Genomic DNA, 24,971 nt, shown 5'->3' with positions numbered 1-24,971 from the left:
ATGGCTGCATTCGACTACGCACCCGCGATCGTTCTGCTTCCGTTCCTCTCCTTCCTCGTATCGCTGGGCGGCGGGAAGTACCTGCCCAAGGGCGGCGCGTTCGGCGGTATCGCCGCCACCGCCGGCTCCCTGCTCCTCTCGGCGTGGGTCTTCCTGACCGTCAGTGCGGGTAACGCCTACAACGAGACGCTCTACACGTGGGCGGCCGGCGCGGGCGAGGAGACCGTCTCGCTCACCTTCGGCCTCCTGCTCGACCCGCTGGCGGCGATGATGCTGCTCATCGTCTCGCTGGTCTCGCTACTGGTCCACGTGTTCAGCCTCGGCTACATGAACGACGAGGGCGAGACGGGGTTGCCGCGCTACTACGCCGGCCTCGGCCTCTTCACCGCGTCCATGCTCGGGTTCGTCGTCGCCGACAACCTGCTCATGGCGTTCATGTTCTTCGAACTCGTCGGCCTCTGTTCGTACCTCCTGATCGGCTTCTGGTTCCGTCAGGAAGGACCGCCGAGCGCCGCGAAGAAGGCGTTCCTCGTCACCCGCTTCGGTGACTACTTCTTCCTCGTCGGCGTCGTCGCCGTCTTCGCCACCTTCGGCACCGCGAAGTTCGCGGGCGAAGGGGCGTTCCCGGTGCTCGCCGAGGAGGCACTCAACGGCGCGGCCGAGGTGACCACCTTCGGCTTCGCGCCCGAGACGTGGTTCACCATCGTCGGCCTCCTGATCCTCGGCGGCGTCATCGGGAAGTCCGCGCAGTTCCCGCTGCACACGTGGCTCCCCGACGCGATGGAGGGTCCGACGCCCGTCTCCGCGCTCATCCACGCCGCGACGATGGTTGCGGCCGGCGTCTACCTCGTCGCGCGGATGTACGGCTTCTACGCGCTCTCGCCGACGGCACTGGGCATCATCGCCCTCGTCGGCGGCTTCACCGCCCTCGTCGCCGCGACGATGGGCGTCGTCAAGCAGGAACTCAAGCAGGTGCTCGCCTACTCCACCATCTCGCAGTACGGCTACATGATGCTGGGGCTGGGCGCCGGCGGCTACGTCGCCGCCACCTTCCACCTGCTCACCCACGCCTTCTTCAAGGCGCTCCTGTTCCTCGGCGCCGGCGCGGTCATCATCGCGATGCACCACGACGAAAACATGTGGAACATGGGCGGGCTCAAAGAACGGATGCCCGTTACCTACTACACCTTCCTCTCCGGCTCCCTCGCGCTCGCGGGCATCGTCCCGTTCGCGGGCTTCTGGTCGAAGGACGAGGTGCTGTACGAGGCGCTCGTCCACGGCCTCGGCGGCTCGCCGCTCCTCCTCGCGGGCTACGCGATGGGGCTGGTGGCCGTCTTCTTCACCGGGTTCTACACCTTCCGGATGGTGTTCCTGACCTTCCACGGCGAACCCCGGACCGACATCGCTCGGGACCCCCACGGGGTGCGCTGGAACGTGAAGGGGCCGCTCGTGGTGCTGGGCATCCTCGCGGCCACCATCGGCTTCGTCAACATGGTGCCGGTGCAGGATCTGACGGGGATCCACCTCGAATACCTGCACGACTGGCTCGCCCACGGCGAGATTTCGGGCGTGACCGCCGAACACTACGGTGAACTGCTCCACGACTACGCGCACTACACGTCGGCTGACGTGGCGTCGTACGTCGCTGGCGCGGTGTCGCTCGCCCTCGCCCTCGCGGGTGCGGGCGCGGCCCACGTCCTCTACAACGTCCCCGACCCGGACGAACACACGGAGAAACTCGGCGCGGTCAAAACGGTCTGGTACAACAACTACTACCAGGACGAGTACCAGGTCTGGATCGCCGAGTCGGTCGTTCTACCGATCGCTCGCTTGGCCGATAAGTTCGATCAGGGCGTCGTCGACGGCGTCGTCAACGGCGTCTCCAGCGTGAGCCTGTTCGCCGGGAGCCGTATCCGGCGCGTGCAGACCGGTGTCGTGACCAACTACGCCGTGCTCCTCACCCTCGGGCTGACGGCGTTGCTCGTCGTCTTCGGACTGATGGGAGGGTGGTTCGCATGATTATCGAAGCACTGATCGCCGTTACGTTCGCCGCCTCGATCGCGGTGTTGCTCGCTCCCGACCGGGTGGCCGGCCGCCTCGCGGCGGCGCTGAGTCTGCTCCCCGTCATCGGGAGCCTCTACATGTGGAGTCGGTTCGACGCGACTGGCAACGCCCTCATGGGCGGCGACATCGCGTTCGAGACGATGGTGCCGTGGCTGGAACTCGGCGGCTACACGCTCAACTGGCACGTCGGCGTCGACGGCATCGGCCTGCCGCTGGTCGTGTTGACGACGCTCCTCTCGACGCTCGCCATCGTGAGCGCGTGGACGCCCATCGACGACCGCCAGTCCCAGTTCTACGGCCTGATGCTGTTCATGGAGGCGAACCTGCTCGGCGTCTTCACGGCGCTCGACTTCTTCGTCTGGTTCGTCTTCTGGGAGGCCGTCCTCCTGCCGATGTACTTCCTCATCGGCGTCTGGGGCGGCCCCCGACGGAAGTACGCCGCGATCAAGTTCTTCGTCTACACCAACATCGCGTCGCTGGCGATGTTCATCGGCTTCATCGCGCTGGTGTTCGGTCTCGGCGACTCGGTGTCGTCGCTGGACATGCCGGCTATCGCGCAGGCGCTCCGGGCGGGCGAACTCGGATCGCTGTACGGCATCCCCGCCGCGACGCTCCAGAGCGTCGCCTTCGTGGCGATGTTCCTCGGCTTCGCGGTGAAGGTTCCCATCGTCCCCTTCCACACCTGGCTCCCGGACGCCCACGTCGAGGCGCCGTCGCCGGTGTCGGTGATGCTGGCGGGCGTCCTCCTGAAGATGGGGACCTACGCCCTGCTCCGGTTCAACTTCACCATGATGCCGGAGACGGCGACGGCCTTCGCCGTCCCCATCGCGCTGATCGCCGTCATCAGCGTCATCTATGGCGCGATGCTCGCACTGGCCCAGCAGGACCTCAAGCGCATCGTTGCCTACTCGTCCGTGTCGTCGATGGGCTACGTCATCCTCGGACTGATCGCCTACACCACCTACGGCGTCGGTGGGGCGACGTTCCAGATGATCGCTCACGGCCTCATCTCGGGGCTGATGTTCATGTCGGTCGGCGTCATCTACAACGCCACCCACACGCGGATGGTGGGCGACATGTCCGGCATGGCCGACCGGATGCCGGTCACCACCGGCATCCTCGTCGCCGGCGCGTTCGGCTACATGGGCCTGCCCCTGATGGCCGGCTTCGCCGGTGAGTTCTTCATCTTCAAGGGCGCCTTCGAGTCGACGGTGACGGGCGCCATGCCCCTCTTCACCGCCGCCGCGATGTTCGGCATCGTCATCGTCGCCGGCTACCTGCTATTCGCGATGCAGCGGACGCTGTTCGGGGCGTTCCGCCTCGAAACCGACTACGAGGTCGGTCCGGCCGCGCTCCACGAGACGGTGCCGCTGGCCATCCTGCTGGTGACGATCATCGTCCTGGGGGTCGCCCCCGACCTCTTCTTCGGGATGATCCAAGATGCGGTCAATCCCCTCCTCGAATTCGGAGGTGAACTCGCGTGATCCCACTCCAGAGCCAACTCCCGGCATGGGCGGCCGTCGCGCCGACGCTGTTGCTCGGCCTGACGGCGCTCGTCCTCCTCATCGTGGACAGTATCGACCCCGACTCGACCCGACCGACGGCGCTCGCGGGCATCTCGGCTCTCGGGAGCGTCGCCGCCCTCGCCGTCGCTGGCTGGTTCCTCCTCGCGGGCACCGGCCAGACCGGTACCGGCGGCGCCATCGAACTCTACGGTGGCTCCATCATCGTCGACGGGCTGAGCCTGTTCTTCACCGTCATCTTCGCGAGCGTCGCCGCCATGGTGTCGCTGGCGAGTTACGACTACCTGCGCGACCGCACGTATCAGGCGGAGTTCTACGCGCTGGTGATGCTGGCCGCGACGGGGATGAGCCTCATGGGCTCGTCGGGGTCGCTGGCGACGGTGTTCGTCAGCCTCGAACTCGCTTCCCTGCCGTCGTACGCGCTCGTGGCGTTCCTCAAGAACAACCGCGGGAGCGTCGAGGCGGGGCTGAAGTACTTCCTCGTCGGCGCCGTCTCCTCCGCCGTCTTCGCGTTCGGTATCTCGCTCGTCTACGCCGTGACGGGATCGCTCCTGCTCTCGGAGGTAGCGAGTACCATCGGCTCGGCGGGTGACTTCGTCGGCATCGCGGGCGTCGGCATCGTCATGATCGCCGGCGGTTTCGCGTTCAAGACGGCCTCCGTCCCCTTCCACTTCTGGGCGCCGGAGGCGTACGAGGGCGCGCCCGCCCCTATTAGCGCCTTCCTCTCGTCGGCGTCGAAGGCGGCTGGCTTCGCCGTCGCCTTCCGCGTCTTCGCGGTGGCCTTCCCCATCGACGCCGTCGTCCCGATGGGCATCGACTGGCCGCTGCTCTTCGCCGTCCTCGCCGTCGTCACGATGACGCTCGGCAACTTCGCGGCGGCGACACAGGAGAACGTCAAGCGGATGCTCGCGTACTCCTCCGTGGGGCACGCGGGCTACGCGCTGATCGGTCTCGCGGCGCTCTCGGGCGGCGGTCCCAACGGCGCGATCATGGGTGCGAGCATGGCTCACCTGCTCGTCTACGGCTTCATGAACACGGGCGCGTTCCTGTTCATCGCCATGGTCGAACACTGGGAGGTCGGCCGGACTTTCGAGGACTACAACGGCCTCGCGACACAGGCGCCGGTCGCCTGTCTCGCGATGACGGTCTTCATGTTCTCGCTGGCCGGCCTGCCGCCCTTCGGCGGCTTCCTCTCGAAGTACGCCCTGTTCTACGGGGCGATCCAGGGTGGCTTCTGGTGGCTCGCCGCCGTCGGTGCCATCAACAGCGCACTGTCGCTGTTCTACTACTCCAGAGTGGTGAAGGCGATGTGGATCGAGGACCCGTCCGGGAGCTTCGATCTCGGCGCGACGCCGCTCGGCATCTACGTCGCGGTGCTGGTGGCCGCCGTCGGGACGCTCGTGCTCCTGCCGGCGTTCGGGCCCGTCGTCGAGACGGCCCAGAGTGCCGCGACGGCGCTGTTCGCGTAACGCTCTCTCACGCCGCTTCTACCGTTTCGCGCAGTATCGCGCCGATGGCCTCCGTCACTTCTCGCGACCGCAGGACGGTGATCCCGTCGGTCGTCACGAAGACGCCGTGTTTTCCGACGATGACGCGCGTGAGAAAGCCGTTCTCGAACACGCGGAGCGTGTACTGGTAGTCGCCGAGTTCGCTCTGATCGTAGGCCATCTGCGTCCGAAAGCCCGCCGCCTCGTGTTCGACTGTCGCCGTGAGGTCGGCGTCGGCCTCCAGATCCGATCGGAGATACACCTGTTCGTACTCGTCCGGCGTGAAGTACGTGATGCTCCGCAAACTGTCTCCCACGGCCGTCCGACAGGCGCTCACCAGTTGCTCCCGAAACGACGCGTCGACGAGGTTGTGGTGCCCGCTCATGTCAATTGGTATCACGTAACACAACAGGATAACTCCATCGGCGCGCTCGTGACGGTAGGGTTTTGAATGGTGGGTGTAACGCAGGAATATGGTGAGGCGGCTCGTGCTCGGGTGTGGGCGCGCCGGCGAAACCGTCGTGGGCGTCGTGTCGACGTGGGGTGGAAACCTCCGGGCCGTCGTTCCCGACGAGACTCGGATCGAGGGGATCGAAGGCGTCGCGGACGTGATTCACGGCGATCCGACGGACCCAGAGACGTATCCCGACGCGACCGACGTGGTGCTCGTACTCGGGGAGGACGTGGAGCGAAACCTCGCGGCCGCCAGACAGGCCCGCGAATCGTTCCCCGACGCCCTGATCGTCGCCTGCGGCGGGTGGCGAGGAACAGAGGTGGCAAGCGAACTCGCGGTGGTGGCAGATCGTGTCGTCGACTCCCACCGGATCGTCACCGACCACCTCCTCGACTCGGTCACCGGCGACGAAGCAGAGCGTGTCTGTCGGCTACTGAACGTCCTCCGTAGCATCGACGGCCGACTGGCCGTGGTGATGCACGACAATCCGGACCCCGACGCCATCGCGTCGGCGCTCGCACTCGTCCACATCGCCGAGACGGTCGGCCTCGACGCCGACCCCTGTTACTTCGGAGAGATTTCACACCAGGAGAACCGGGCGCTGGTGAACCTGCTGGATCTCGACCTCTGGAACGTCGAATCGGCCGAGGAGCTCGCGGAGTACGCGGGCGTCGCCCTCGTCGACCACTCCCGCCCCGGCGTGAACGACGGCCTCGACCCGGACACCGAGGTCGACGTGGTGATCGACCACCACCCACCACGGGCGCCGGTGGAGGCGCGCTTTCTCGACCTCCGGAGCGACGTGGGCGCGACGAGTACGCTCCTCGCGAAATATCTGGAGCGCCTCGGACAGACACCGAGTCGGGAAGTCGCGACGGCGCTTCTGTACGGCATCCGCATCGACACGCGCGATTTCACGCGCGAAGCCGTCGACTCCGACTTCGAAGCGGCGGCGTTCTTGCTTCCGCACGTCGACGAGTCGGTCCTCGAACGTGTCGAGGAGCCGAGCATGAGCGCCGACGTGCTCGCGACGCTCGCGGCGGCGATCCGCAACCGGGAGGTGCGCGGCGAGGTGCTCACGAGCGGTGTCGGCCGCATCCGTGACCGCGACGTGCTGGCACAGGCCGCCGACAAACTGCTCGACATGGAGGGCATCGGTATCGCCGTTGTCCACGGATTCATGGAGGAGACGGTGTACGTCTCCGCGCGAGCGCGCGGCACCGACGTGGATCTGGGCGAGGTGTTGCGCGACGCGCTCGGCCCCATCGGGAGTGCCGGCGGGCACGCCGACATGGCGGGCGCACAGATTCCGCTGGGCATCCTCGGCGCCGTCGAGGAGGCGTCGACCGAATCGCTGGCGAACATCGTCGACGACGTGATCGCCGGTCGCCTGTTCGAAGTGCTGGAGAACCCGCCGAGTGCGCCCAGTCGCGACCATCCGGACGACATCGCGTTCGAGTTTCCGCTGGCCGACGAGTGAACGGGTCCGCTGCACCCGGTCACCAGTGGGGTCGACGCCGACGACCACCCTTTTGAGAGTCGGCGTCGTACGGGCCTCCAATGGCCGCGAACGCGACTGTCGAAGAATACATGACCCGTGACGTGGCGACGGTTTCACCGGACGACACCGTCGCCGAAGTGGCGCGCCGTATCGTCGAGAGCGATGGCCACACCGGCTTCCCAGTGACCGACGGCCGCCACGTCGAGGGATTCATCAGCGCCCGTGATCTGCTGGCGGCCGACGACAACGCACGGGTGTTCACCGTGATGTCGGACGACCTCGTCGTCGCCCACCCCGAGATGAAGATCAACGACGCCGCGCGGGTGATCCTGCGGTCGGGCATCCAGAAACTCCCCGTCGTCGACGACGCCGGCAATCTGGTGGGAATCATCTCCAACACCGACGTGATCCGGAGTCAGATCGAGCGTGCGACGCCCGAAAAAGTCGGAAAGCTCATGCACACGCTCGAAGAGATTCACGAAATCGAGGTCGAGGAGGAGCGCCGCCAGATCGAACTCTCGAAACTCACACCGACGCAGTCGCGGGTGTACGCCGACGAACTGCAGGGGCGGAGCTACGAACTCGAACACGGGCTTGCCGAACCGCTGGTCGTCATCGACAACGGCGGGACGCTTCTGCTCGCGGACGGCCACCACCGCGTCATGGCCGCCAACCGCCTCGACATCGAGGAAATGGACGCCTACGTGATCGTCATCGACGAGGCGGACGAACTCGAACTCGGGATGCAACGCACCGCCGAGAAGGAGGGACTGGAGTCCATCGACGACATCTCCGTCGTCGACTACGCGCGCCATCCGCTGATCGAGACGACCGAGCGTCTGCAAGAAGAGGGGCGGTGAGACCGTCGGCTGGCCTCGTGGTCGGTGATCGGTTTCGACAGTCGCACTGAATACAGCGTTTGGCTGCAGTATGCGTTCGTGTGGAACGGTACCGGGTTCAGGGAGTGGGGGACGCTGGTAGCTACTCCCGTTGCTCTTCCGGCATCACGCCGGGTTCGCCTGGCGGACTCCCCCCTCGAATGCAGGTGGCCGTTTCTTTCCACGGTCGGCGTGCAAGACAGTGAGACCGCCTTCGGACGAGACAGCTCCGTAAACGCCGCCAATCGTGAAGCCCCGGCCGCTGACGGCGGTCCAGAACGCATATCCGTCCGGGTCGTAGTCGGCGATGGGCTCCGGACTGGACGGGTGCGTGATGTCGTAGATGTGGATACCGCCGTGGTACCAGGCGGTGTGTAGTCGGTTCGCCGTGACGTCGAAGTTGTGCGAGGTGAAGAACTTCCCCGAGTCGTCTTCGTCGATCACCGGTGGGGCGATGCGTGTGATCTCACTCGGCTCTTCCAGATCGGAGGTATCCCACACGCTGATTCCGCCGTAGTCGTCGACGTCGGGATCCGAGACACCAACGTCCTTGGGGAAGGTTTCCGCCCCGACGAAGACGTGATCACCGTTCGTGGACGGTTGCACGTAGTGAGCGTTGCCGGGAGCGGTGAGATACGCCGTGAAATCCCACTCTCGGGCGAGATATGCCCCGGTCGGTTCGCTGAAATCGTAGGCTGGAATCGCATCGCTCGCGTCGAGTGCCGAGCCGAATCGCGAAACGAGGGTGGGGTTCGCTGGATCGCTGACGTCCAGCGCGGCCGTCCCTGCGTCCCACAGGGCGGCGTAACAGATGTCGTCCTGCACGTAGACGTCGTGACACGGGGCCCGAGACGACTGTGCTTCCTCCGGAGCGACATCTTTCAGGAGCCACGTACTCGCATGCTCGGGCTGTTCCGGGTCGCTGATGTCGGCAATATCGACGCCGGTGTCGCCGAAGAACCAGATTTTGTCCCGCTGGTCGTCCCCGTCGGTGTCCACGTTCCAGGGTTCAGCGACCGTGAGATAGGCGTATCCGTTCTCGAGATAGCAGTTGTGAATGTTCGCACCGGGAGCGGGTCCCCCCAAGTCAGGGTCGTACTGGGCGAGGAACTGGGGATCTGTGGGGTCGCTTACGTCGTACAGGGAGATACCACCGGGATTCTCGGCTCCGCTATTGTTCGCCAGCGCGGCGACATCCCTGTCAACTTTGACATCGAGAATTTCGACGCTCGGCGCGTCGATATCGAGGTGCTCCTCGATGTCGGCCGCGAGATCGACTTCAGCGACGACCTCCGGTCGACCCGGATTACGCCAGTCGACAACCGACATCCCGTCCGATCCGGTCGCGACGTACGCGTAGTTCCCCTGGACAACTGTCTCGTGTGCCTTCGATACCGCTGCGTCGCTGAACAGTCTGAGTCCGCCGTCTCCGCCGGCGTTTTCCGGCGGGGTCGCAACGGTCCGGCCGACCGCTCCGAGCGATACGCCAACGCCTGTACCTAACAGGCGGAGCATCGTACGCCGATCGTGTGTTACCATCGTTCACACCCCCATAACATATTGTTCAGTTGTTATTTAGGTGTTTATATTGGTAACTCAAACTACATTATTCTCCCTATTCGGCTGGCGAGCGCGATCACCCACGGCGGATTTCGACGGCGTCTACCGGCGGTACGTCCGTAGGGCGAGTCGGCACCCCGAGGTGTCGAATCGCGCCACGTAGCGACGGCCGACAGGACGAACTACACCCCGACGGTGCCGGCCGGAGGTGGGGAGTCGTCGGCGGTATCCGTGCCGACGCCCTCTTCACCGGTGTCCGGTCCGTCGTCGCCGTCCTCGTTGTCCGTCGCCGCCCCGTCGCCGTCCTCGCCGTCTTCGCCCGGCCGGTCGACGCCGACCAGATCCAGTTCGGGTACCAGCATCCCCAGCACCGACAGCGAGTAGTACCGGACGAACGTGAGCGCGGGCACCTGTACGATCAGACCGACGACGATCAACACGATGACGTACAGCGCGACCAGGATACCGACGAGCACCCAGCCGACGGTGTGGACGCCGGCGGCTGACGCGGCGAAAAACAGCGCGCCGCCGACGAGGGCGAACGGAATCGCGACGATCAGCGCCGCGAGGAGGACGACCAGCGACACCGCGAGGCTCACCGCGATCCCGAGAACGAACTTGGCGACGACGTAGAGGGCGGTCTGTTTCCACTCGGCACGGAGCGTCGGCCAGAGACGGCGCCAGCCGTCGAGGACGCCCCGATCCTCGGTCAGCATCGTCGGCACCACGAAGTCGGTCGTCAGACCGAGGACGATGCTCGCCACCAGCGCGACGATGCCGAACAGGATCACCAGCGGGACGAGAAGCACGAGGAGGATGGGCGAGATACTGATCCCGAGCCCGAACACCGCGAGCAGCGGGATGCCGAGTATCAGCAAGCTTCCGAGACCGACGACGAGGCGGAAGCCGAACAGCCGCATGCCGGGCCAGAAGTGCTCGCGGAACGGATCGCGGATCGACACGTCGCGGTCGCGGAGACCGGCGATCAGGACGAACTCCATCACGGCGCCGACGACGCTCCACACGAGCGCCAGCAGGATTATCACGGCGACAATGCCGAGTATGATGGCGGCGACCGACCCGAGGTCGGGCATCGACGGCGCCGGCATATCCGGTGGAGCGCCGCCACCGCCACCTCCACCCGACGGAATATTGGTGTTGCCGCCACCGGTCGGCGCCCCGCCGCCGATGCCGACGAACAGGGCGATCAGGGCGAGTCGGAGCCACCGCCCACGGTCCACCGGCCAGAGGAGGTCTTCGGTCGCGTCACGGGCATCTGACAGGGCCGCGAAGGCGTACCAGTTGGAGGGCATACCGCAGTCGTCGCTACGAAATGACAAAAAGCCATATGATCTCTCTTGGGATGCGAGACCCGCAGGCGACGACACTTCCTATACCCCGGCGGTCGAACGTCTGGGTATGACGACGTTCGAACGCCGGGCCAGACGCGCACAGTCACGCCTCGACACGGTGGGGGCCGACTGCCTCGTCCTGTCGCCCGGTCGGGACTGCTACTACCTGACCGGCGTCGACGCGGAACAGAGCGACCGCCTCCAGCTCTGTTTCCTCCCCGTCGACGGCGACCCGACGTTCGTGGTGCCCCGGCTCGAAGCCGAGTCGATTCGGGCGGCGACGTGGGTCGACGACGTGCGGACGTGGGACGACGACACCGGTCCGGACCCCGTGCTCGACCCCCTCCTCGACGATCTGTCGCCGTCGCGTATCCTCCTCGCGGACCGCATGTGGACGGAGTTCGCGCTCGCACTCCAGCGGCGCCTTCCGGACGCGTCGGTCGGCCTGGCGAGCGAGGTGCTGGGCCCGCTCCGCCGCCGGAAGGACGACCGGGAACTCGACGCGCTCCGGGCGGCGGCCGACGCCGCGGACGCGACGATGAACGAGGTGCGCGCCCTCGAAGCCGACGCGGTCGGCATGACCGAAGCGGAACTCGCGGCCTTTATCGAGGATCGGCTCGCGGCCCACGGCGGCGACGGCGTCGCCTTCGAGACCATCGTCGCGTCGGGATCGAACGGCGCCGACCCGCACCACGCGAGCGGCGAGCGCGAGATTCGTGCCGGCGACCCCGTCGTCCTCGACTTCGGGACGCGGGTGGAGGGGTACGTGAGCGACCAGACCCGGACCATCGTCTTCGACGGGGAGCCGTCCGAGGAGTTCGAGCGGGTCCACGACGTCGTCCGCGAGGCGCAGTCGGCGGGCGTTGCGGCAGTCGAACCCGGCGTGACGACGGGGGCGGTCGACCGGGCAGTGCGCGAGATTATCGAAGACGCGGGCTACGGCGACCGCTTCGTCCACCGCACGGGCCACGGCGTCGGCCTCGACGTACACGAGGCGCCGAACGTCGCCGCCGACGGCGAGACGGAACTCGAACCGGGGATGGTGTTCAGCGTCGAACCCGGCGTCTACCTCCCCGATCGGTTCGGGGTGCGGGTCGAGGATCTGGTGGTCGTCACCGGGGATGGCGCGGAACGGCTGAACCACACGGATCGTCGGTGGCGGTGTTGAGCGAGGGCGTCACTCGTCGGCGTCGGCGTCGGCGTCGGTGTCGCCAGCATCGCCGTTCGCGCCATCGATCAGCGCGTCCACGTCGGCGTGATCGGTCAGGAGCGACCCCATCACGTCGACGGTGTGTTCGTCGCGCGTCCGCCCGCCCCGGATCACGTCCTCGGCGCGTTCGAGCGTCGAGAGCGTGTCGGCGTTCGTCAGGAGGACGGGCACGCCCTTCTCCGCGGCCTTGCCGAGGATGGTCCCCGGTGGGCGGCGACCGCCGGTGACGACCAGACACTTGATCCCCGGGGCTTCGAGCGCCGCGGTGTGGATGTCGGTCCGGTCGCCGCCAGTGATGACCGCGGCGTCTTTCGTCCGCCGGAAGAAGCGAAGCGCCTCCTCGCCGCTCATCGCGCCGACGAGGAAGCGCTCGACGACGCCGTCGGTCGGCACGTCGGTCAGCACTTCGACGCCGAGTTCGTCCGCGAGTTCGGCGACGGTGACGCCGGCGAGGTCCGGGTCGCGCGGCAGGACGCCCACGACGGGGATGCCCTTGCGCTCCAAAAAGGGCGCGACGACGTTCTCGACTTCGTCGTAGGCGGCTTCGGCCACCCGGTTGAAGATGACGCCGACGAGGCGGTCACCCAGTCGGCGGGCGGCCGCGAGCGTGTCGTCTACGTCCGACGGTGAGCCGTAGTCGGCGATCAGGACCACCTCGGCGTCGAGGAGGTCCGCCACCTCCGCGTCGGTCAGGTCGACGACGCCGCCGGTCGTGAGTCGGCCGCCGCCCTCGACGACGACGAAATCGCGCCCCTCCGAGATGGCGTCGAATCCCTCGCGCACTCGCTCGCGGAGTTCGGCTGGCTGTTCCCGGCCTTCCATCGCACTCCGGACGAACGTCGGCGAGTAGACGATGGGTTCCATCTCGTGCATCTCGTCGTCGGTGCCGAGGAGTTCGCGCGCGAGCATCGGGTCGCGATCCAGCGTCTTGCCGACGTGGCTCTGGAGGCGCGTCCCCTTCGGTTTCATGTAGCCGACGCTCCGCCCTTGGGCCTGCGCGTGTCGGCCCAGCGCGATTGCGATCGCCGTCTTGCCTGTGCTTTCTCCGGTCGCGGTGACGAGTAAGGTGCTCATAGTTCGATGGTGAGTCTGAGGTCGACGGCCACGGCACCGTCCGGGCGGACGACCAGTGGGTTCACGTCGAGTTCGAGGATTTCGGGGAAGTCGGTGACGAGTTGCGAGAGGCGACAGAGCGTCTCGGCGACGGCGTCCCGGTCGACGGGGTCGCGTCCCCGCGCGCCGGACAGGAGCGGTGCGGCCTGAATCTCCTCGGTCATCTCCCGCGCGTCCGCCTCGGCGAGCGGTGCGATGCGGACGGCAGTGTCCTCCATCACCTCGACGAAGATGCCCCCGAGGCCGAAGAGGATCAGCGGGCCGAACTGCGGGTCGCGGTTCGTGCCGACGATGGTCTCGACGCCCGACTCCGTCTCCACCATCTCCTGCACCTGCACACCGAGGATCGTCGCGTCGGGCTGGTAGTTGCGCGCGCGGGCGACCAGATCCTCGAAGGCGTCGTACACGTCCGCGTGGTCGACGCCGACTTTTACGCCGCCGATGTCGGACTTGTGGAGGATGTCGGGGCTGACGATCTTCATCACCACCGGCTCGCCGACATCCTCGGCCACCTCCAGGGCGTCGACGGGCGAGTCGACCACCTCGCCGGCGGGTGTCGGGATGCCGTAGGCGTCGAGGAGGGACATCGCCTCGACGCCGAGACGAGTCGTCCCGCGCTCGCGCGCTCGATCTAACACCGCCTGCGCCGCCTCCCGATCCACGTCGTAGGTCGTCGGCTCGCGGCGCTCGCGCTCCCGGATGGCGCGGTACCGTTCGAGCGTCCCGAGGCTCCCGACCGCTCGCGCGGGGTCGAAGTAGTTGGGGATGCCCGCCTCGACGAGCGTGTCGTCGGCCTCGCGTGCCCGCTCGCCGCCCATCAGACACGTCGTCACGGGGAGGCCGTGGTCGGCCTGCAGGTCGGCCACGTCGGCGGCGAGTTGGACGAAATCGAGCGTCGCCGTCGGCGCGGCGATGACGACGGCCGAGCCGACGGCGTCGTCCGCGAGGACGGTGTCGACGGCCGCACGGAGGCGTTCGTTGTCGGCGTCACCGATAGCGTCGACGGGGTTGTAGACGTTCGCGCCCTCGGGGAGGCGGTCGCGGAGGCGGGAAACGGTGTCGTTCCCGAACTTCGCGAGCGAGAGGGGACCGTCGCCCACCGCGTCGGTCGCCATCACGCCCGGGCCGCCGGCGTTGGTGACGACGGCGACGCCGTCCGTCTCGGGAACGGGCTGGCCGGCGAGGACGCGCGCGGCGTCGAAGAGGTCCTGTACGGTGTCGGCGCGGATGACGCCCGCCTGCCGGAGGCCGGCCTCGTAGGCGCGGTCACGCCCCGCCATCGCCCCCGTGTGCGAGGAGGCCGCCTGCGCCCCCGCCTCCGTCCGCCCGGATTTCACGACCACGACCGGCGTCTCGCGGGTCACCTCACCGGCCACGTCCACGAACCGGCGGCCGTCCTCGATACTCTCCAAGTAGCCGACGATTACGTCCGTCCCTTCGTCGTCGCCCCACGACTCGACGAAATCCGTCTCGTCGAGGACGGCCTTGTTGCCGAGCGACACCACGTCCTTGAAGCCGACGCCGTGGTCCGCCGCCCAGTCGAGGACGGCGGTCACGAACGCCCCCGACTGGCTCAGGAAGGAAACCGATCCGGACGGTGCGGATCGGGGGGCGAACGTCGCGTTCAGCCCCACCGGCGTACTGATGATACCGAGACAGTTCGGGCCGACGAGATTCAGGTCGTACTCCTCGGCGACGGCTTCGAGGTCGCGTTCCCGGTCGGCGCCCTCGCCGCCAGTTTCGCCGAAGCCCGCCGTGATGACGACCACGTCGTCGATGCCAGCCTCGCCGGCCTCGCGCACCACGTCGACGGCGACCGCCGCCGGGACGGCCACCACCGCCAGATCCGCGTCCGTCTCGCCCACGTGGTCGACGCAGTCCAGTCCACACACCGTCTCGCAGTTCGGGTTGACGGGGACGATCTCACCCCCGAAGTCGGCCTGGAGGTTCTCGACGAGCGCTCGGCCGACCGATCCCGGACGCTCCGTCGCCCCGATCACGGCGACCCGCTCCGGGGTGAACAGCGAGGAGAGTCTTCCCATCGATTCCGGCTACCATCGGACGCCGCATAAACGCGGCGGGTATGGGGGTGGTTTAGGTCGACCAAATGTATCGAGAATATGATAATACTTAACCGCGTCGGCGTCCTCGGATCGGCCGATGGCGCTGCTCGGGAACCTCGCCTTCGTCTTCGTCGCCGGGTTGTTGACGGCGCTCGCGACCGGTCTCGGGGCGATACCCTTCTTCCTCGTCGACGACGTGAGCGACCGCTGGAACGTGGCGCTGTGGGGTCTCGCCTCGGGGATCATGGTCTCGGCGTCGGTGTTCGGCCTCGTGTTCGAGGGGCTGTCGGCGGCCGACTCGCCGCTAGAAATCGTTCCCGGCCTCGTCGCCGGCGTCGTCCTCGTCGTCGTCGCCCACGAAGTGATCGAGGGCTACGAGGTGAATCCCCGGACGTACGAGGAGGCCGACTTCCGCAAACTCCTGCTCATCCTCGGCGTGCTGACGGTCCACAGTTTCCCCGAAGGAGTCGCCGTCGGCGTCGCGTTCGCCGATCTCGGCCTGCAGGGGACTGTGGGTTCCTCCATCGCCATGTTCGGGACGGCCGTTCCCCTCCTCGCCGTCTTCATGACCGTCGCCATCTCCATCCACAACGTCCCCGAGGGCGTCGCCATCTCGATTCCACTCCGCACGCTCGGCGTCTCGGAGTGGAAGATGGTCTGGTGGGCGGTCTTCTCCAGTCTTCCCCAACCGCTCGGCGCGGTCATCGCGTACCTGTTCGTCCGCATCGCCCGCGAGTTGCTCCCCGCCGGCTTCGGCTTCGCCGCCGGGGCGATGATCTATCTCGTCGTCACGGAGTTCATCCCCGAAGCCCTCGACATCGGCGAGGGGTTACCGGGGGGCGGAAAACGCGAACTCACCGCCGGCGTCGTCACCGGCGTCCTCGCGATGCTGCCGCTTCTGTTCGTCTAGTGGCTGTGTCCCGTCGCCTCGCCGAAGGTCATGCCGAACTGCTCTTCGAACAGTTCCTCGGCTTTCTCGTTGATCTCGCGGAGGTCCGCGGGCACCTCGCCCTCGGCGTGGTGGACGATGGCGTGTGACCGCTGGACGAAAGAGAGGAGTGCGATTTCCGCGACGACCGTCGTCGAGTCTTCGCCCTGTTCCGCGAGCGCGTCGACCAGTCCGACCGGCAGTTCGAGTTCGTCGGTGTCGCCGTCCGGGCCTTCGATGGTGTACGTCTCGGTATCGACCATGGGCGCTACTGAGGGCGCCCGGTATAAGGACGTGTGGGAAACGGACTAGTCGTTGCTCTCGGCCGCCGCCGGTTCCTCCGCCGCCGCACGCTCTCGCTCCAAGTCTTCGAGATAGCCGTCGGCGTCGATGGCGGCCTTACAGCCCATGCCACCCGCCGTGATCGCCTGCTGGTAGTGGTAGTCGACCACGTCGCCCGCGCCGAACAGGCCGGGGACGCCCGCTGCCGTCTGGTTGGCGCCGTCGCCACCGGCGGTTTCGAGGTACCCTTCGTCGTCCATCTCCACGTCCAGCCCCTCCAGATACGCCGTGTTCGGCGTGTGGCCGATGGCGTAGAAGACGGCCCCGGCGTCGAACTCGAACTCCTCGGTCTCGGGGTCGTCAAGTTTGTCCGTCGGGTGGCCCTCGGGGTTGTGGACCATCGTCACGTGGTCGATACCTTCCCCCTGCGAGCCGTGGAGTTCCGTCACCTCCGTGTTCAGCTTCAACTCGATTTCGCCCTCGTCGACTTTCTCCATCACGCGGTCGATCCAGTAATCCTCGGCGCGGAACTCGTCGCGCCGGTGGACGAGATAGACGGTCGAGGCGAACTTGGTGAGGAAGACGGCCTCCTCGCAGGCGGCGTCGCCGCCGCCGATCACGACGATTTTCTCGTCACGGAAGAACGCGCCGTCACAGGTCGCACACGTCGACAGCCCGTATCCCATGAGTTCGTCCTCGCCGGGGATACCGAGAGTGCGCGCGCTGGCGCCCGAGGCGGCGATGAACGCGTCGGCCGTGTACTCCGCGCCGCTGGTCAGCGTGACGTGGAAGGTGTGCCCCGGCCCCGCCGACTCCGCCACGTCGACGGAGTCGATGACGCCGTTTTTGATCTCGGCGCCGAACTTCCGGGCTTGCTCTTTCATGTTGTTCACCAGCTCCGGGCCGCTGATCCCCTCGGGGAAGCCCGGATAGTTGTCCACGTCGGTCGTCAACGTCAACTGCCCGCCGGGTTCGTCGCCCTCGAACACCAGTGGGTCGTTGTTCGACCGGCCGGCGTAGATGGCGGCCGTGAGTCCCGCGATTCCGCTCCCGGCGATGATGAGTCGCCGGTGTTCGACGCCGTCGCTCTCGCTCATACCCGTGATACGTCGGTCGGACCCATTTAGCTTGCGTTGTCGGGTGCGGGCACGGGCCGACGCCGCTCCCGCACCTTCTTGCCGCCAGCCCACCCATCGCCGTCCATGCCCGCCGATCTGGAGGAGAAAACCGACCGCTACGAGCGGATGCTCGCGGACGCCCTCGACGAGGCGGAGATCCGTCCGCCCGCCGACACGCCGCTCGGGACCGCCGCCGCGGAGTGTCGGGAGATGGCCGCGTCGTATCTCGACGACGGGCGTCACTTCCGCGACGAAGGTGACCCCGTGAACGCGCTCGCGTCGTTCTCGTACGGGTACGGATGGCTGGACGCTGGCGTCCGCATGGGTCTGTTCGCCGTCCCCGAGGAGACGGAACTGTTCACCGTCTAGCCGTCTCCGGAAAAGAAATGTCATTTGGGGTAGTATTATACGGAGATTATGGGAACCAGTTGGCTTCACAGGCGAGGGTCGATCACTAACGAGGACATCGAGGACGCACGCCTGTTCGTCACCACGCGGACGTGGAGCGGGTGTCCGGACAGTCAAGTGTTCGATCGGATCGGGACCGGGTCGGCGCGAGCGACGACGCAGAAGGAGGCGTACCAGTCGGCCTCGGCACAGGCGATCCGGCAAGTGAAGGTGTTGCTCGCTGCCTTCCGTCGCGAACTCGGCGCCTGTCCCGAGGAGTGCCGGTTAGAGGAGGTGCGCGTCGAGGACACGACGACGACGCCGGCTGACGCTTGTCGCTACTCCGGCGTGAGCCAGTTTCTGGCGCACGTCCCCTTCGTCAACGTGGTGTTCGGTTTCGAGGGCGGCTACCACTGCCACGTCACCCACGAGCAGAAAGTCCGCTTCGAGTGTACGCCCGTCGAGGAGTGAGACGGCGGTAACCGTCGCCCGGTGAGTCGCCGTCGGGTGTCGGCGATGCGCCAGGGGCGACACATAACGAACCGGACGCGTTAGTACCGATACGTCGGCCCGTCGTCGCTGTCTTCCACCTCGATGCCGAGGGCCTCCAGGTCGTCCCGCAGGTCGTCGGCGCGGTCGTAGTTGCCCGCGTCGCGCTCCGCCTCGCGCACGTCGAGAACGAGTTCGATCAGGTCGTCCGCGAGGTGGGCCTCGCCCTCACTCGCGCCCTCGCTCCCGAAGCCGAGGCCGAGAACGTCGCCGCCGAGTTCCTCGAACGTCTCGACGGCCTCTCGGAGGCCGACGTAGTCGTACTCGTCGCCCCCGTCGACGTGGCGGTTGACCGCCGTCGCGAGTTCCAGCAAGGCGGCCGTCGCCTCGCGCACTCCGAAGTCGTCGTTCATCGCAGTCGCGAAGTCCGTCCGGGCCGTCTCGACTGCCGTCCGCAGGTCGTCGTCTTCGACCTTGGTGCGGGCGTCGACGCTGTCGCAGGCGTCGACGGCCGCCTCGTAGGCGCGTTCGAGGCGCTCCCAGCGCTCCTCGGCCTCCGCCATCGACGCCTCGCTGTAGGTCTGTTTCGACCCGTAGTTGGTCGAACAGTAGAACGTGCGAATCACGTTCGGCCCGAACTCCTCCAGCGCATCCGCGACGTAGAAGTAGTTGCCGAGACTGGAACTCATCTTCTCGCCGGCCGTCTCGAGCAGGCCGGTGTGGAGCCAGTAGCGGGCGAACTGCTGGCCCGTCGCCGCCTCGCTCTGGGCGATTTCGTTCTCGTGGTGGGGGAAGACCAGGTCGTGCCCGCCGACGTGGATGTCGATGGTGTCGTCGAGGTGGGTCGTACTCATCGCGGAGCATTCGATGTGCCAGCCGGGACGACCCTCGCCCCACGGCGAGTCCCACGTCTCGCCGCTCGGGGGATGCTCGCCCAGCGGCCGGTCGTCCTTCCGGTGTTCGGCCACGTCGGACGGCGAGACGCCGTCGGCCTTCCAGAGCGCGAAGTCGGCGGGGTGGCGCTTCTCGGATCGCTCGTCGGGGTCGCCCTGTGCCTCCATCTCGTCGAGGTTCTGATTCGACAGTTTGCCGTAGTCCTCGAACTCGGTCACGTCGAAGTAGACGGAGCCGTTCGTCTCGTAGGCGTAGCCGCGGTCGATCAGCGTCTCCACGAGGTCGATGATCTCGGGGACGTGTTCGGACACCCGCGGGTACACCGCCGCACGCTTCAGGTTCAGGCCGCGCATGTCGGCGATGACGGAGGAAATGAACCCCTCCGCGACCGCGAGTTCCGACTCGCCGAGGTCGTCCTCTCCTACGCGGGCGACGATTTTCTCGTTCACGTCGGTGAAGTTCTCGACGTGGCGCACGTCGTACCCGAGATGGTCCAGCCATCGATGCATCACGTCGGCGTGGGTCCACACGCGAGCGTGGCCGAGGTGCGCGTCGTCCGAGACCGTCAGCCCACAGACGTACAACAGGACTTCCTCGCCTCCTGGCTCGAACTCCTCGCGCTCGCCCGTCAGCGTGTTGGTCACGGACAGCGTCATGAGAGAGTCGTTCCGCGTCGAGGCATTAATATCTGTAGAAACGCTCTCACGCGGGGTCGGGGACGGCCCCGAACGCCGACTCCAGAACCCGGAGCGCCCGCCCCCCGGATCGACCGTCGACGACGACGAGTACGTGGTCGCCGGCGACGCCGGCGGCCTCGACGTCGATACCGACCGCCGCCAGTCGATCCAGCGCCGTCGCCAGCGCGCGAGCGTCTACCTCGCCGGTCCCGAGCAAGGCCGTAAACGATCCGGCGTCGGCGTACACACCCTGTCCTCCGACGACGAGGAGGTGATCGGTGTCGTCGACGGCCTCGATACCGACCCCCCGCTCGACCGTCACGCGCACCGAGCGCTCGCTCGGACTGTAGTCGGGAAGGTCGGCGGCGAACCGGCGGAGCGCGGCCGCGACGGACTCCTCGTTCGCGTCGAGCTCGAGCATCGTCGCGGCGGCGCGGTAGTTGACGACGCCCGCCCGGAGCGCGTCGAGGAGAAAAGGCCGCTCGCGGACGGCCTCGCGAGTCCGTTCGGCGATAGACATACCTGCCGACTCACCGCGACCGGCAAAAACCCCTCGCTCCGACGGGGGCGAGGTCTATCATCTATATTACAGAATCGTCGTTCGGATTACAGTTATGCGTCGCCGTCCCGTGGTCACGCACGCGACGAACTCCCCCAGATCCGTCGCGACAACGGTCCCCACTGGCGCTTCCGAACACGTCGCTTTTCTCGCATCGCCGACTCTCACTGGAGCCACCCGTCCAGCGCGCGGGTGATCCGCTTCCGATTCAGGTAGCCGAACAGCGAGAGACCCCCGACCAGAACGAGCAAGCCGAGCGCGGCGCCGATATCACCGGTCGCGAGCAGGTCGCCGAAGACGTTGGCGAGGAAGAACGCCGGCGTCCGGCCGACGATGGCGACCACGACGAGCTTTCGGATCGGAATCGGCGTGAGGCCGCCGAGGAAACAGAGGATGTCGTCGGGCAGGCCGGGGATGAGAAACAGAACGAAGAGGCTCAACAGGCCGCGTTGCTCGACGAACGTGTCGAACGTCGCCAGCGCGTCGTCGTCGATCATCCGTTCGACGTACGACCGGCCGAACCGACGCGACAGCCAGAACGCCGCCGTACTGCCGATGGTGATGCCGATCATGTTGTAGAGCGTGCCCAGCCACGGCCCGAAGAGGTAACCGCCGACGGCACCGAGTACCTGTCCCGGAATCGGCGCCAGAACGATCTGGAGCGCCTGCAGGGAGATCAACACGAGCGGTGCCCAGACGCCGAAGCCGCGAACGTACGCCCGGGCCGCCTCGGCGTCGGTCAGGAACGCCGCGTGGCGTCGGAACAGCACTGCTGCGCCGACGAACAGGAGGCAGAGGACGAACGCGTGGACGGCGACGCGTCGCCGTGCGTGGGGAGAGGCAAACAGGCGGCTCCGTTCGGTGGGCGTCGCGTCCGTTCGCTCGCCGCGACCGCTCACGCCCGGTCGACGTCGACGTGGACGTCCACCCCTGCGCCGAGGTTGTCGGCGACGGGACAGCGCTCCTCCACCGTCGCCATCCAGTCCTGCACGGCGTCGGCGTCGGCGTCGGTATCGACGGTCACGTGGGCACGAATCGACGAGAATCCCGCGCGAGCGTCCGTCTCGCCACCCTTGTACTTGGCGGGGTCGATGTCACCCTCCACGTCCACGTCGAGGCCGCGGAGGACGATTCCCCGCTCCTTGGCGACGAGGTGGCCGATGACGTTGAGACACGCCGCCAGCGATCCCAGCAGGTGTTCGAGGGGACTGGCGTCCCCGATGACGAACTCCGTCCTCGCCGTCTCGATGGTGGTTCGCTTCGGACCCTCGCTCCGACCGGTTACGGTAACAGTGGTGGCGGTCGACTCCTGAGCCATAACGATAGTACGTGTCAACATATCATAGTTCGAACGGTCGGTTCCCGGTAGTCGGGAATCGAAGCGCGTGACACCACGCCAGCAGGACTGGTGTGAATCAAAGTCTGTATATCGGGGCCCGCGTCTAGAGGGTGTACGAATGACTGACGTTAGCGTCATCGGGTGCGGCCACATGGGGAGCGCCCTCGTCAAGGGACTCGCCCGGACCGACACTCACAGGGTGACGGCGTGTGATCTGGACACGAGCGCCCTCGAAGCGGTCGAGCCGTACTGCGCGCAGACGACGACCGACGTTGCGGAGGCAGCGACGGCCGAGGTGGTGTTCGTCGCGGTGAAGCCCCGCGCTATCGAGGCGGTACTCACCGGCCTCGATCTCCCGGCGGACGCGACGCTGGTCACCATCGCCGCGGGCGTCCCGCGGTCGTTCGTCCAGTCCCACACCGACGCGACGGTGATCCGGGTCATGCCCAACCTCGCCGCCGAGACGGGGAACATGGCCGCCGCCGTGGCGTGGGACGACCCGGACGAGACGGTGGCAGCTCTCCTCGACGACCTCGGCGAGTGGGTCGAAATCGACGAGGAACACATGGACGTGGCGACGGCGCTGAACGGGAGCGGCCCGGCCTTCGTCTACTACCTCATTCAGTCGATGGCGAAGGCGGCCGTCGCGGAAGGGATGAACGCCGACGCGGCGGAGACGCTCGCCGCGCAGACGTTCAAGGGTGCCGCCGAGACGGCGCTCCGGTCCGAGGAGAGCCTCGAAGCCCTGATCGACGCCGTCGCCACCGAGGGCGGCACGACCATCGAGGGAATGGAGGTCCTCTGGGACAGCGACGTGGAGTCGGTGATCGACGAGACGCTGGGGGCGGCCGCCGAGCGCTCCCGGGAACTGGCCGGCGGGTTCGACGATGAGTGAGAGCGAGGTCGTCGACGCCGAGGAAATCGAGCACGCGCGACAGCTCGCGGCGGACGCGAAACGCGTCGTCGTGAAGGCAGGCACCAACTCGCTCACGGACGACGAGTCCAACCTTGACGACGACAAACTCGACAAACTCGTCGACGACGTGGCCGACCTGCTCGATCGGGGGAAGGAGGTCCTGCTCGTCTCCTCGGGCGCCATCGGCGCCGGCAAGGGACGCGTGGGCTACCCCCACGAGACGGTCGAGGAGTCGCAGGCGCTCTCGACGGTCGGCCAGAGCCACCTCATGCGCCGCTACACGGAGAGCTTCGAGCGGTACGGGCGGACGGTCGCCCAGATTCTGCTGACCGATCACGACCTCGAAAACCCCGAGCGGTTCACCAACTTCCGCAACACCGTCGAAACGTTGCTGGAGTGGGGTGTCGTCCCCATCATCAACGAGAACGACGCGGTGGCGACCGAGGAGATTCGCATCGGCGACAACGACATGCTCTCCTCCTCCGTCGCCATCGGCGTCGACGTGGACCTGCTGGTGACGCTGACGGACGTGGACGGCGTCTACACCGGCAACCCGAAAGCGGACCCCGACGCGGAGCGCATCGAGGCCGTCGGCCGCAACTACGGCCACGTGCAGGAACTCATCGCCGGAGGGTCGAGCGACGGGGTCGGGTTCGGGGGCATCCAGACGAAGGTGGAGGGTGCCCGCGACGCGAGCGAACACGGCATTCCGGCGATCATCGCCGGCTCGGCCGAGCCGGACGTACTGGAAAAAATCGCTACTGGCAAATCCGTGGGGACGATATTCATTCCCGTGAACGGAGTCATCGATGACTGAGCAAGCCACTGAACGGAAGGTCGCGGAGGCACAGACCGCCGCGCTGGAGCTGGCGAAACTGGACGACGAGGCGCGGAGCGACGCCTTACACGCCATCGCGGACGCCATCGTGGACGAGGAGGCGCGCATCCTCGAGGCCAACGAGACGGACGTGACGGAAGGCGAGAAACTGCTCGAAGCCGGCGAGTACAGTCAGGCGCTCGTCGACCGGCTGAAGCTCTCGCCGTCGAAACTCGACGACATCGCGGAGATGGTCCGGAGCGTCGCGGAACAGGATGACCCGCTCGGTCGGACGCTCTCGGCCCGCCGCCTCGACGACGGCCTCGAACTCTACAAGGTGGGCGTCCCCATCGGCGTCATCGGCACCGTCTTCGAGTCCCGGCCCGACGCGCTGGTCCAGATCGCCGCGCTGAGCCTGAAATCCGGCAACGCGGTTATTCTGAAGGGTGGGAGCGAAGCCAGCCACTCCAACCGCGTCCTCTACGAGATCATTCGCGAGGCGACGAGCGATATGCCCGACGGCTGGGCACAGCTCATCGAAGCCCGCGAGGACGTGAACACCATGCTCGATATGGACGACTCCATCGACCTCCTCATGCCTCGCGGGAGTTCGGAGTTCGTGAGCTACATTCAGGACAACACCAAGATTCCCGTCCTCGGGCACACCGAGGGCGTGTGTCACGTCTTCGTCGACCGCGACGCGGATCTGGACATGGCCGAAGACGTTGCCTTCGACGCGAAGGTGCAGTACCCGGCGGTCTGTAACGCCGTCGAGACGCTGTTGGTCCACGAGTCGGTGGCCGCCGACTTCCTGCCCGAGATGGTCGAGCGCTACGAGGACGCCGGGGTGACCCTCCGTGGCGACGCCGCGGCCCGCGGGGTGGTCGACATCGACCCCGCGACCGACGAGGACTGGTCGACGGAGTACGGCGACCTCGAACTCTCGATCAAGGTGATCGGCTCCCTCGACGCCGCCATCGACCACGTCAACACCTACGGCTCGAAACACACCGAATCCATCCTGACCGAGGATGCCGACCGCGCCAGCACGTTCATGCGGAGCATCGACGCCGCGAGCGTCTTCCACAACGCGTCGACGCGCTTCGCCGACGGCTACCGCTACGGCCTCGGCGCCGAGGTTGGCATCAGCACGGGCAAGATCCACGCCCGCGGCCCCGTCGGCCTCGAAGGCCTCACGACCTACAAATACTACCTCGAAGGGAGCGGCCAGCAGGTCGCCACTTACTCCGGAGAGAACGCGAAACCCTACCTCCACGAGGAGTTCGAGGGTGACTGGATTCCCGGCCACCTAGCCGAGGAGTGAACGGCTGTGCGGCGGGCGGGCGTCTCGTCGTCTGCC

The 24,971-nt window shown here is 66.9% G+C and carries 23 protein-coding genes and 1 pseudogene; 12 read left to right on the top strand and 12 right to left on the bottom strand.

Features of this window, described 5'->3' with window-relative positions; translation table 11 throughout:
- The 3 genes from nuoL to DU502_RS09035 are packed head-to-tail and all read left to right on the top strand — an operon-like array spanning position 1 to position 5,056.
- Entirely contained in the window at positions 1 to 2,019 is a 2,019-nt protein-coding gene (gene nuoL, locus DU502_RS09045) for an NADH-quinone oxidoreductase subunit L (protein ID WP_121919057.1), read from the top strand.
- On the top strand, positions 2,016 to 3,548 hold the full coding sequence (locus DU502_RS09040; protein ID WP_121919056.1) for a complex I subunit 4 family protein: 1,533 nt from the start codon (positions 2,016 to 2,018) through the stop codon (positions 3,546 to 3,548). The genes nuoL and DU502_RS09040 overlap by 4 nt, the downstream gene beginning before the upstream one ends.
- Positions 3,548 to 5,056, top strand: a complete 1,509-nt coding sequence (locus DU502_RS09035; RefSeq protein WP_394338918.1) for an NADH-quinone oxidoreductase subunit N — start codon at positions 3,548 to 3,550, stop codon at positions 5,054 to 5,056. Before DU502_RS09040 ends, DU502_RS09035 begins: the two co-directional genes overlap by 1 nt.
- Positions 5,057 to 5,063: 7 nt before the next feature.
- Here DU502_RS09035 and DU502_RS09030 read toward each other — a convergent pair whose 3' ends face one another.
- Positions 5,064 to 5,459 carry a DUF7522 family protein gene (locus tag DU502_RS09030; RefSeq protein ID WP_121919054.1) on the bottom strand — a complete coding sequence of 132 codons (396 nt, stop codon included), beginning with the start codon at positions 5,457 to 5,459 and terminating at the stop codon, positions 5,064 to 5,066.
- An 88-nt stretch (positions 5,460 to 5,547) separates the two neighbouring features.
- On the opposite strand from DU502_RS09030, the gene DU502_RS09025 reads away from it, so the two are divergent.
- Together DU502_RS09025 and DU502_RS09020 are read left to right on the top strand one after the other, a co-directional pair.
- Complete coding sequence (locus tag DU502_RS09025) at positions 5,548 to 7,008, top strand: DHH family phosphoesterase (protein ID WP_121919053.1); 1,461 nt, start codon at positions 5,548 to 5,550, stop codon at positions 7,006 to 7,008.
- 80 nt (positions 7,009 to 7,088) lie between these two features.
- On the top strand, positions 7,089 to 7,889 hold the full coding sequence (locus tag DU502_RS09020) for a CBS pair associated ParBc domain-containing protein (protein ID WP_121919052.1): 801 nt from the start codon (positions 7,089 to 7,091) through the stop codon (positions 7,887 to 7,889).
- A gap of 144 nt (positions 7,890 to 8,033) precedes the next feature.
- Here DU502_RS09020 and DU502_RS18695 read toward each other — a convergent pair whose 3' ends face one another.
- The 3 genes and pseudogenes from DU502_RS18695 to DU502_RS09010 all read right to left on the bottom strand — a co-directional run bounded on the left by DU502_RS18695 (position 8,034) and on the right by DU502_RS09010 (position 10,780).
- Positions 8,034 to 8,732 (bottom strand): LVIVD repeat-containing protein, encoded by a 699-nt coding sequence (locus DU502_RS18695; RefSeq protein WP_243695920.1) that lies wholly within the window; start codon positions 8,730 to 8,732, stop codon positions 8,034 to 8,036.
- 501 nt (positions 8,733 to 9,233) lie between these two features.
- A pseudogene (locus DU502_RS19070) lies at positions 9,234 to 9,422 on the bottom strand (hypothetical protein); the annotation flags it as partial.
- Positions 9,423 to 9,649: 227 nt separating this feature from the next.
- A complete protein-coding gene (locus tag DU502_RS09010; protein WP_199722647.1) occupies positions 9,650 to 10,780 on the bottom strand; it encodes a DUF7544 domain-containing protein in 1,131 nt (376 codons plus the stop codon).
- Positions 10,781 to 10,886: 106 nt separating this feature from the next.
- On the opposite strand from DU502_RS09010, the gene DU502_RS09005 reads away from it, so the two are divergent.
- Complete coding sequence (locus DU502_RS09005) at positions 10,887 to 11,987, top strand: M24 family metallopeptidase (protein ID WP_121919050.1); 1,101 nt, start codon at positions 10,887 to 10,889, stop codon at positions 11,985 to 11,987.
- Between the two features lie 9 nt (positions 11,988 to 11,996).
- Here DU502_RS09005 and DU502_RS09000 read toward each other — a convergent pair whose 3' ends face one another.
- Positions 11,997 to 13,103 carry a phosphotransacetylase family protein gene (locus tag DU502_RS09000; RefSeq protein ID WP_121919049.1) on the bottom strand — a complete coding sequence of 369 codons (1,107 nt, stop codon included), beginning with the start codon at positions 13,101 to 13,103 and terminating at the stop codon, positions 11,997 to 11,999.
- The gene (locus DU502_RS08995) at positions 13,100 to 15,184 is read right to left on the bottom strand and encodes an acetate--CoA ligase family protein (protein WP_121919048.1); all 2,085 of its coding nucleotides are present in this window, start codon (positions 15,182 to 15,184) and stop codon (positions 13,100 to 13,102) included. Before DU502_RS08995 ends, DU502_RS09000 begins: the two co-directional genes overlap by 4 nt.
- A gap of 118 nt (positions 15,185 to 15,302) precedes the next feature.
- On the opposite strand from DU502_RS08995, the gene DU502_RS08990 reads away from it, so the two are divergent.
- Positions 15,303 to 16,115, top strand: a complete 813-nt coding sequence (locus DU502_RS08990; RefSeq protein ID WP_121919047.1) for a ZIP family metal transporter — start codon at positions 15,303 to 15,305, stop codon at positions 16,113 to 16,115.
- On the opposite strand, the gene DU502_RS08985 is transcribed toward DU502_RS08990, so the two are convergent.
- Together DU502_RS08985 and DU502_RS08980 are read right to left on the bottom strand one after the other, a co-directional pair.
- Entirely contained in the window at positions 16,112 to 16,396 is a 285-nt protein-coding gene (locus DU502_RS08985) for a DUF7545 family protein (RefSeq protein WP_121919046.1), read from the bottom strand. The genes DU502_RS08990 and DU502_RS08985 overlap by 4 nt on opposite strands.
- Positions 16,397 to 16,441: 45 nt before the next feature.
- Positions 16,442 to 17,512, bottom strand: a complete 1,071-nt coding sequence (locus DU502_RS08980; RefSeq protein ID WP_121919045.1) for an NAD(P)/FAD-dependent oxidoreductase — start codon at positions 17,510 to 17,512, stop codon at positions 16,442 to 16,444.
- 105 nt (positions 17,513 to 17,617) lie between these two features.
- Between DU502_RS08980 and DU502_RS08975 the strand changes: the two genes are divergently transcribed.
- Positions 17,618 to 17,902, top strand: a complete 285-nt coding sequence (locus DU502_RS08975) for a DUF357 domain-containing protein (RefSeq protein WP_121919044.1) — start codon at positions 17,618 to 17,620, stop codon at positions 17,900 to 17,902.
- A gap of 48 nt (positions 17,903 to 17,950) precedes the next feature.
- A complete protein-coding gene (locus DU502_RS08970) occupies positions 17,951 to 18,391 on the top strand; it encodes a hypothetical protein (RefSeq protein ID WP_121919043.1) in 441 nt (146 codons plus the stop codon).
- 80 nt (positions 18,392 to 18,471) lie between these two features.
- Here DU502_RS08970 and cysS read toward each other — a convergent pair whose 3' ends face one another.
- The 4 genes from cysS to DU502_RS08950 all read right to left on the bottom strand — a co-directional run bounded on the left by cysS (position 18,472) and on the right by DU502_RS08950 (position 21,857).
- A complete protein-coding gene (cysS, locus tag DU502_RS08965) occupies positions 18,472 to 19,959 on the bottom strand; it encodes a cysteine--tRNA ligase (RefSeq protein ID WP_121919042.1) in 1,488 nt (495 codons plus the stop codon).
- 46 nt (positions 19,960 to 20,005) lie between these two features.
- Positions 20,006 to 20,500, bottom strand: coding sequence for a DUF7523 family protein (locus DU502_RS08960; protein WP_121919041.1), 495 nt, complete (start codon positions 20,498 to 20,500; stop codon positions 20,006 to 20,008).
- A 203-nt stretch (positions 20,501 to 20,703) separates the two neighbouring features.
- Positions 20,704 to 21,438 carry a TVP38/TMEM64 family protein gene (locus DU502_RS08955; protein ID WP_121919040.1) on the bottom strand — a complete coding sequence of 245 codons (735 nt, stop codon included), beginning with the start codon at positions 21,436 to 21,438 and terminating at the stop codon, positions 20,704 to 20,706.
- Positions 21,435 to 21,857, bottom strand: coding sequence for an OsmC family protein (locus DU502_RS08950; RefSeq protein WP_158601122.1), 423 nt, complete (start codon positions 21,855 to 21,857; stop codon positions 21,435 to 21,437). Before DU502_RS08950 ends, DU502_RS08955 begins: the two co-directional genes overlap by 4 nt.
- 139 nt (positions 21,858 to 21,996) lie before the next feature.
- Between DU502_RS08950 and proC the strand changes: the two genes are divergently transcribed.
- The 3 genes from proC to DU502_RS08935 are packed head-to-tail and all read left to right on the top strand — an operon-like array spanning position 21,997 to position 24,935.
- Positions 21,997 to 22,773 carry a pyrroline-5-carboxylate reductase gene (gene proC, locus DU502_RS08945; RefSeq protein ID WP_121919038.1) on the top strand — a complete coding sequence of 259 codons (777 nt, stop codon included), beginning with the start codon at positions 21,997 to 21,999 and terminating at the stop codon, positions 22,771 to 22,773.
- Positions 22,766 to 23,611 (top strand): glutamate 5-kinase, encoded by an 846-nt coding sequence (gene proB / locus DU502_RS08940; protein WP_121919037.1) that lies wholly within the window; start codon positions 22,766 to 22,768, stop codon positions 23,609 to 23,611. The genes proC and proB overlap by 8 nt, the downstream gene beginning before the upstream one ends.
- Entirely contained in the window at positions 23,604 to 24,935 is a 1,332-nt protein-coding gene (locus DU502_RS08935; protein ID WP_121919036.1) for a glutamate-5-semialdehyde dehydrogenase, read from the top strand. The genes proB and DU502_RS08935 overlap by 8 nt, the downstream gene beginning before the upstream one ends.
- The last annotated feature ends 36 nt before the right edge of the window (positions 24,936 to 24,971 follow it).

This window comes from Haloplanus aerogenes, assembly GCF_003856835.1.
GTDB classification, from domain to species: domain Archaea; phylum Halobacteriota; class Halobacteria; order Halobacteriales; family Haloferacaceae; genus Haloplanus; species Haloplanus aerogenes.
Note: the sequence above shows the minus strand (reverse complement) of the source record. Positions and strands in the feature narration are given on the sequence as shown.

What these genes read in the sequence shown, in the direction of transcription:
- DU502_RS09005 (WP_121919050.1), top strand. Translation starts at nt 10,887, where the DNA reads ATGACGACGTTCGAACGCCGGGCCAGACGCGCACAGTCACGCCTCGAC.
- DU502_RS08960 (WP_121919041.1), bottom strand. Translation starts at nt 20,500, where the DNA reads ATGTCTATCGCCGAACGGACTCGCGAGGCCGTCCGCGAGCGGCCTTTT.
- DU502_RS09040 (WP_121919056.1), top strand. Translation starts at nt 2,016, where the DNA reads ATGATTATCGAAGCACTGATCGCCGTTACGTTCGCCGCCTCGATCGCG.
- nuoL (WP_121919057.1), top strand. Translation starts at nt 1, where the DNA reads ATGGCTGCATTCGACTACGCACCCGCGATCGTTCTGCTTCCGTTCCTC.
- proC (WP_121919038.1), top strand. Translation starts at nt 21,997, where the DNA reads ATGACTGACGTTAGCGTCATCGGGTGCGGCCACATGGGGAGCGCCCTC.
- proB (WP_121919037.1), top strand. Translation starts at nt 22,766, where the DNA reads ATGAGTGAGAGCGAGGTCGTCGACGCCGAGGAAATCGAGCACGCGCGA.
- DU502_RS09020 (WP_121919052.1), top strand. Translation starts at nt 7,089, where the DNA reads ATGGCCGCGAACGCGACTGTCGAAGAATACATGACCCGTGACGTGGCG.
- cysS (WP_121919042.1), bottom strand. Translation starts at nt 19,959, where the DNA reads ATGACGCTGTCCGTGACCAACACGCTGACGGGCGAGCGCGAGGAGTTC.
- DU502_RS09030 (WP_121919054.1), bottom strand. Translation starts at nt 5,459, where the DNA reads ATGAGCGGGCACCACAACCTCGTCGACGCGTCGTTTCGGGAGCAACTG.
- DU502_RS09000 (WP_121919049.1), bottom strand. Translation starts at nt 13,103, where the DNA reads ATGAGCACCTTACTCGTCACCGCGACCGGAGAAAGCACAGGCAAGACG.
- DU502_RS08985 (WP_121919046.1), bottom strand. Translation starts at nt 16,396, where the DNA reads ATGGTCGATACCGAGACGTACACCATCGAAGGCCCGGACGGCGACACC.
- DU502_RS08950 (WP_158601122.1), bottom strand. Translation starts at nt 21,857, where the DNA reads ATGGCTCAGGAGTCGACCGCCACCACTGTTACCGTAACCGGTCGGAGC.
- DU502_RS08995 (WP_121919048.1), bottom strand. Translation starts at nt 15,184, where the DNA reads ATGGGAAGACTCTCCTCGCTGTTCACCCCGGAGCGGGTCGCCGTGATC.
- DU502_RS08970 (WP_121919043.1), top strand. Translation starts at nt 17,951, where the DNA reads ATGGGAACCAGTTGGCTTCACAGGCGAGGGTCGATCACTAACGAGGAC.
- DU502_RS09010 (WP_199722647.1), bottom strand. Translation starts at nt 10,780, where the DNA reads ATGCCCTCCAACTGGTACGCCTTCGCGGCCCTGTCAGATGCCCGTGAC.
- DU502_RS08935 (WP_121919036.1), top strand. Translation starts at nt 23,604, where the DNA reads ATGACTGAGCAAGCCACTGAACGGAAGGTCGCGGAGGCACAGACCGCC.
- DU502_RS08980 (WP_121919045.1), bottom strand. Translation starts at nt 17,512, where the DNA reads ATGAGCGAGAGCGACGGCGTCGAACACCGGCGACTCATCATCGCCGGG.
- DU502_RS08990 (WP_121919047.1), top strand. Translation starts at nt 15,303, where the DNA reads ATGGCGCTGCTCGGGAACCTCGCCTTCGTCTTCGTCGCCGGGTTGTTG.
- DU502_RS08975 (WP_121919044.1), top strand. Translation starts at nt 17,618, where the DNA reads ATGCCCGCCGATCTGGAGGAGAAAACCGACCGCTACGAGCGGATGCTC.
- DU502_RS09025 (WP_121919053.1), top strand. Translation starts at nt 5,548, where the DNA reads ATGGTGAGGCGGCTCGTGCTCGGGTGTGGGCGCGCCGGCGAAACCGTC.